This window comes from Dysosmobacter sp. HCP28S3_G4 (genome assembly GCF_052065175.1).
GTDB lineage: Bacteria > Bacillota > Clostridia > Oscillospirales > Oscillospiraceae > Oscillibacter.
In genome coordinates this window covers 22,576-29,389 of record NZ_JBQHUP010000032.1, presented here as the reverse complement: position 1 = coordinate 29,389, position 6,814 = coordinate 22,576, and the positions used below count along the sequence as shown (strand labels likewise).

Below are 6,814 nucleotides of genomic sequence, written 5' to 3'. Positions count from 1 at the left end.
TTTCGGCACCAAACTTTCTGTATCCACGATTTCTACGATTCCACGATCCAGCTTCCCTCGTTCAAGCATCTTTCATCACCCATGCTTATTTTACCATATAAATGCGAAAAAACCCAGCTATGCTCGACTTTTTCGACAGCCTGAGGTCCCCATGCCATTGGCATGGGGACCTTTTCCATGGGCAGACACGGGCCGCGTCCTAACGCTTCTCCGGCACGGCGGTCCGCCTCCGCACAAGCTCCATCACCAGCGATACGGCGAAGAACAGCAGCATCCGCGCAATAACGTGCAGAGGCGTCAGCAGATAGTTGATCTCCGGAAATACGGGATCCGTGACGGCGAAGGGCAGGGCGGCCAGCAGAAGGCCCGCCGCCAGCGCCGCCATATAGAGGAGCTTTTGCCGCACGGGAATGCGGCGCCGTCCGGCAGCCGTCAACACCAGCAGCACCAGAAAGCCCGCCGGAGACACCGCCAGGATGATCCCGTCCGCCGTCTCCCACGCCTCTGTCAGACGCCTGTGCTGCTGAAACACGGCCATCCCGTCCTGGGTCAGCAGCCCCTGGCTGACAGGAAAGAACCGGTTGGCGGACCACAGCAGCCCGGAGCTGAGCAGCGTCAGCCCCACCAGCAGGGCCAGCAGGGCGACTGCCGTCCGCCTGACCCGGCGCAGGTCCTTCAGCACCCGGGCCTGCCCGTAAACGATGCCGTCCAGATCGGTGTCGTAGACCTGACAGAGACGCACCAGCATGTCGATATCCGGCCGCGTCCGTCCGGACTCGTAGCTGGACAGCGTCTGACGGGTCACGCCCAGCTGCTCCGCCACCTGTTCCTGTGTCATCCCGCTGTCTGCGCGCAGGGCGCGCAGGTTGTCTCCGATGGTCATTTGTCATCACCTCGCTCCCATGGTAAAAGAACGCCGCTGGGACTGTCAAGCAACAATTTGTTGCGGGGCCGGTCCTGGCGGATTTTATCATGCCGCGGAAAGCGGCGGCGTATCATGGAGCACACGGAACTTTTTCAGGAATTTTAAAGTTGACATAACGGTGTGGAAAACTCTGTGGAAAATGTGCAAAACCCTGTGTTGGGAATGGTTTGTCAAGGTGACCGAAGAATTATGAAAAACATTGCGCAACAACATTTTTCGAAAACAGGCACAGATCCGGAGGGATTTGTGCAACAGAGGCCCTTTGGGGGCCGAAAAGGGCGAAATTTCGGGGAGAACGGATATTGAACCGGCGGAAAAGGTATGATACAATGCCCAGTAGTAAAAAATGGGCGTGTATGCCCTGTGACTGAAGCAAACGGAGGACAACGGATGGCAGGCAGAAAAAAGGACTACGGAAACGACAGCATCTCCACGCTGAAGGGGGCGGACCGGGTCCGGAAACGGCCCGGCGTTATTTTCGGCTCCGACGGCCTGGACGGCTGCGAGCATGCGGTCTTTGAGATCTTATCCAACTCCATCGACGAGGCCCGGGAAGGCCATGGACGGCTCATCACCGTCACCCGGTACGCCGACCGCTCCGTGGAGGTGGAGGACATGGGCCGGGGCTGCCCGGTGGACTGGAACGAGAAGGAGCAGCGCTGGAACTGGGAACTGGTGTACTGTGAACTGTACGCCGGCGGCAAGTACGACAACACCGGCGGCGACAACTATGAGTACTCCCTGGGGCTCAACGGTCTGGGCGCCTGCGCCACCCAGTACGCCTCCCGATACATGGACGTCACCGTCTGGCGGGACGGCCTGGAGTACAGCCTCCACTTCGAGCGGGGCGAGATCGTGGGCGAGCTGCAGAAGAAGCCCCTGCCCAGGAACCAGCTGAGAAAGACCGGCACCCGCACCCGCTGGCTGCCGGATCTGGATGTGTTCACGGACATCGACGTCCCGGCGGAGTACTACGCCGACGTGATGAAGCGGCAGGCGGTGGTGAACGCCGGCGTCACCTTCCGGTTCCGGAACGAGGAGGAGCCGGGGAAATTCACGGAGACGGAATTCCTCTATGAGAACGGCATCGCGGACTATGTGACGGAGCTGGCAGGGGAGGACGCCCTGACGGCACCGGTGTTCTGGCAGAGCGAGCGGAAGGGCCGGGACCGGGCGGACAAGGACGAGTACAAGGTGAAGCTGTCCGCCGCCTGCTGCTTCTCCAACAAGGTCAACGTCATCGAGCACTATCACAACTCCTCCTGGCTGGAGCACGGCGGCTCTCCGGAGAAGGCGGCCAAGTCCGCCTTTGTCTCCGCCATCGACGGCTATCTCCGACAGAACGGCAAGTACCAGAAGAGCGAGAGCAAGATCACCTGGGCGGACGTGGAGGACTGTCTGGTGCTGGTGAGCAACAACTTCTCCACCCAGACCTCCTATGAGAACCAGACGAAAAAGGCCATCACCAACAAATTCGTCCAGGAGGCCATGACGGACTTCCTCCGCTCCAACCTGGAGGTCTACTTCATCGAGAACCCCTTCGACGCGGAGAAGATCGGCGAGCAGGTACTCATCAACAAGCGGGCCAGAGAGAAGGCCGAGGTGGCCCGGCTGAACATCAAGAAGAAGCTGTCCGGCACCATCGACATCGCCAACCGGGTCCAGAAGTTCGTGGACTGCCGCTCCCGGGACGTGGAGAAGCGGGAGATCTATATCGTGGAGGGCGACTCCGCTCTGGGCAGTGTCAAGCTGAGCCGGGACGCGGAGTATCAGGGCATTATGCCCGTCCGGGGCAAGATCCTGAACTGCCTGAAGGCCGACTACGCCCGGATCTTCAAGAGCGACATCATCATCGACCTGATGAAGGTGCTGGGCTGCGGCGTGGAGGTGAAGGACAAGCACGTCAAGGACCTGGCCTCCTTTGACATCAACAACCTCCGGTGGAACAAGGTGGTCATCTGCACCGATGGCGACGTGGACGGCTTCCAGATCCGGACGCTGATCCTCACCATGATCTACCGGCTGTGCCCCACCCTCATCCGGGAGGGCTACGTGTATATCGCGGAGACGCCCCTGTTCGAGATCAACTGCGGGGAGAAAACCTGGTTCGCCTATTCCGACAAGGAGAAGGCGGACATCCTGAAGGAACTGGAGGGGAAGAAGGTCAAGGTGGACCGGTCCAAGGGCCTGGGCGAGAACGATCCGGACATGATGTGGCTCACCACCATGAACCCTGCCACCCGGCGGCTCATCAAAGTCCAGCCCGACGACGTGGAGCGCACCGCAGCGGTATTTGACCTCCTGCTGGGGGACAACCTCCAGGGGCGGAAGGACCACATTGCAGAGAACGGGTACAAGTATCTGGAGATGGCGGATATTTCGTAGGATAGGGGGCAGAGGACACGGGTTCTTTAAATCAGAAATTGGAGGGGCTGCAGGGGAAACTGGCGTATCTATGGGCGGAAGCCATCTTGGCCATCTCGCTTTTGAATGCTTTCTGGGACGATTTTCCCACTCTGACGGCGCTGTACGCCTGGATCACCGGACTGTCCCTCCTGTTGGGCGCGGGCTGCCTTGCGGCAAAGACCGGCGCGGCGGCGTGGCGGAGGCGGGGCGTGTCCCTAAAGACGCGGAAGAAATGGGCTCGGATACAGGGCGTGCTGTTTCTGGTGAACGCTGCCGTCTGGCCCGTGGGTGTGCTGCTGGGGCACTTCGTGAGCTTTGACCGGGATTTTGTGCTCATGACGCAGATGCTGGGCCTGCCGGTCATCGGCCTGCTGGGCGTCCTGCCGGTGCTGGCGGCAAAGAAGCATCCCCAGTGAACAGGGATCCCTCAACGAATGGAGAAGAATATGGAAAAACGATTTTTGGCGCCGGCGGAGGTGCGTGAGAGCTTCGTGGGCGTGGGTCAGCGGAAGGCGGCGCTGCCTTTCGGAAAGATGCTGATATCGGCCATCCTGGCCGGAGCGTTCATCGCCCTGGCCGGAGTGGCGTCCACCTGGGCGTCCATGGAGGTGACGAACCTCTCTTTGCGGCGGCTCATCGCCGGATGCGTGTTCCCGGCGGGGCTGGCCATGGTGGTGCTCACCGGGACGGAGCTGTTCACCGGCAACTGTCTCATGGCCATCTCCCTGCTGGACCGGCGCATCACGCCGGGGGCCATGCTGCGGAACTGGTGCGCGGTGTACATGGGCAATTTCACCGGCGCGGCGGCAGTGGCCGCCATGGCGGTGTGGGGCGGGGTGTTCGCCGGGAGAGAGGACTTCCTGATCTCCGCGGCCATGGGCAAGGTCCTGCCGCCGGAGCAGGCGGTGCTGCGGGGCATCCTGTGCAACCTGCTGGTGTGTCTCGGCGTCTGGATGGCCGCCGCGTCCACCGACGCCGGGGGCAAGGTCATTGCCCTCTTTTTCCCCGTTGCCGCCTTTGTCATGGCGGGCTTTGAACACAGCGTGGCCAATATGTACTATCTGACGGCTGGCGTCCTGGCCGGGGCGGAGCTGTCCGCGGCGGACGTCCTGCTGGGGAACCTCCTGCCGGTGACCATCGGAAACATCATCGGCGGCGCCGTGTTCCTGGGCGGGGGCTGCTGGTACATCTACCGAAAGGGAACGGATCGAAATGCCTAAGAAGAAACAGCCTGAGGAAAAGACCCATCATATCGACAATCCCAACGTCATGGGACTTCACGCGGAGGTGGTGGAACAGCCCATCACCCACACGCTGGAGACCAACTATATGCCCTACGCCATGAGCGTCATCGTCTCCCGGGCCATCCCGGAGATCGATGGCTTCAAGCCCTCCCACCGCAAGCTGCTGTACACCATGTACAAGATGGGCCTGCTGACGGGGGCGCGGACCAAGTCCGCCAACATCGTGGGACAGACCATGAAGCTGAACCCCCACGGCGACGCCGCCATCTACGACACCATGGTCCGTCTGTCCAGGGGCTACGGCGCCCTGCTGCACCCCTTCGTGGACTCCAAGGGCAACTTCGGCAAGGTCTACTCCCGGGACATGGCCTGGGCCGCCGCCCGGTACACGGAGGCCAAGCTGGCCTCCATCTGCGCGGAGCTGTTCCGGGATATCGACAGCGACACCGTGGACTTCGTGGACAACTACGACAACACCATGAAGGAGCCGGCGCTGCTGCCCACCACCTTCCCCAATGTGCTGGTGTCCACCAACAGCGGCATCGCTGTGGGCATGGCGTCCCAGATTTGCGGCTTCAATCTGGGGGAGGTCTGCGACACCACCATCGCGTATCTGAAAAATCCGGACTGCGACCTGACGGAGACGCTGCTGGCGCCGGACTTCCCCACCGGCGGCGAGCTGATCTGCGATCCGGCGGCCCTGCGGGAGGTGTACAACACCGGCCGGGGCGGCGTGAAGGTCCGGGCCAGATACCGCTATGTCAAGGACCAGAACCTCATTGAGATCTACGAGATCCCCTACTCCACCACCATCGAGGCCATTCTGGACAAGGTGGCGGAGCTGATCAAGGCGGGCAAGGCCAAAGAGATCGCCGACATGCGGGACGAGACAGACCTCTCCGGCCTGAAGCTGACCATCGACCTGAAGCGGGGCGTGGATCCCGACAAGCTGATGGCCAAGCTGTTCCGGGCCACCACCCTGGAGGACACCTACTCCTGCAACTTCAACATCCTCATCGCCGGCATGCCCCGGGTCATGGGCGTCCGGGAGGTCCTCAGCGAGTGGACCGCCTGGCGCACAGAGTCCGTCCGGCGGCGGGTGTACTTCGTCCTGAACAAGAAAAAGGACAAGCTGCACCTGCTGAAGGGCCTGAAGCGCATCCTGCTGGACATTGACAAGGCCATCAAGATCATCCGGGAGACGGAAAACGACAGCGAGGTCATCCCCAACCTGATGATCGGCTTCGGCATCGACCAGATCCAGGCGGAGTACGTGGCGGAGATCAAGCTGCGGAACATCAACAAGGAGTATATCCTGAAGCGGGTGGCGGAGACCGACGCCCTGCGGGACGAGATCGAGGACCTGGAGGACACCGTCAACAGCCCCAAGCGCATCCGGAAGATCATCATCGACGAGCTGACGGCAGTGAAGAACAAGTACGCCCAGCCCCGGCGCACCGCCATCGTCTACGGACACGAGTTGCCGGAGGCGGTGGAGGACGAGGCCCCGGCGGACTATCCCGTCACGGTGTTCCTGTCCCGGCAGGGATACTTCAAGAAGATCACGCCCCAGTCCCTGCGGATGAGCAGCGAGCAGAAGTACAAGGAGGGCGACGGCCCCAGCCAGTCCTTCGAGACGACCAACAACGCGGAGATCATGTTCTTCACCGACCGCTGCCAGGTGTACAAGAACCGGGTCAGCGACTTCGACGACGCCAAGGCCAGCGTCCTGGGGGACTATCTCCCGGCGAAGCTGGGCATGGACGAGGGGGAGAGCGTCCTCACCGCCGTGCTGCCCGGAGACTACTCCGGCGGGCTGCTGTTCTTCTTCGAGAACGGCAAGGCGGCCCGGGTGGCCCTGTCTGCCTATCAGACCACGTCCAACCGCCGAAAGCTCACCGGCGCCTATTCCGACAAGTCGCCGCTGGCCTGCATCCTGCCCCTGACGGAAGACCGGGAACTGGCGGTGTACTCCACGGAACCCCGGTGCCTGATCTTCCACACCGCTCTGCTGGCCCCCAAGACCACCCGGTCCACCCAGGGCGTGGCGGTCATGACTTTGAAAAAACACTATAAACTGGAGCGTGTGCGGCCGGTGGAGGAGACACCCATTACCCACCTCACCCGCTACCGCGTCCGCGCCCTGCCCGCTGCCGGCGCGCTGGTCCGGGAGGAGGACTCCGAGGAGCAGCAGCTGGGCATCGAGGGCCTGGAGGGGACGCACTGAGCGCCCTGTCCG

General features: G+C 62.0%; 5 protein-coding genes. 4 read left to right on the top strand and 1 reads right to left on the bottom strand.

Going from position 1 to position 6,814, the window contains the following annotated elements; all coding sequences use genetic code 11:
- Positions 1-199: 199 nt before the first annotated feature.
- Complete coding sequence (locus ACTNBU_RS08690) at positions 200-883, bottom strand: helix-turn-helix transcriptional regulator (protein ID WP_441032889.1); 684 nt, start codon at positions 881-883, stop codon at positions 200-202.
- A gap of 432 nt (positions 884-1,315) precedes the next feature.
- On the opposite strand from ACTNBU_RS08690, the gene ACTNBU_RS08685 reads away from it, so the two are divergent.
- The 4 genes from ACTNBU_RS08685 to ACTNBU_RS08670 all read left to right on the top strand — a co-directional run bounded on the left by ACTNBU_RS08685 (position 1,316) and on the right by ACTNBU_RS08670 (position 6,802).
- Positions 1,316-3,310, top strand: a complete 1,995-nt coding sequence (locus ACTNBU_RS08685) for a DNA gyrase/topoisomerase IV subunit B (protein ID WP_441032886.1) — start codon at positions 1,316-1,318, stop codon at positions 3,308-3,310.
- 101 nt (positions 3,311-3,411) lie between these two features.
- Positions 3,412-3,747 carry a hypothetical protein gene (locus ACTNBU_RS08680; protein ID WP_441032883.1) on the top strand — a complete coding sequence of 112 codons (336 nt, stop codon included), beginning with the start codon at positions 3,412-3,414 and terminating at the stop codon, positions 3,745-3,747.
- 30 nt (positions 3,748-3,777) lie between these two features.
- A complete protein-coding gene (locus tag ACTNBU_RS08675; RefSeq protein ID WP_441032880.1) occupies positions 3,778-4,551 on the top strand; it encodes a formate/nitrite transporter family protein in 774 nt (257 codons plus the stop codon).
- Positions 4,544-6,802: a DNA gyrase subunit A gene (locus ACTNBU_RS08670; protein ID WP_441032878.1), complete on the top strand. Its 2,259-nt coding sequence runs from the start codon at positions 4,544-4,546 to the stop codon at positions 6,800-6,802. The genes ACTNBU_RS08675 and ACTNBU_RS08670 overlap by 8 nt, the downstream gene beginning before the upstream one ends.
- Positions 6,803-6,814: the final 12 nt, after the last annotated feature.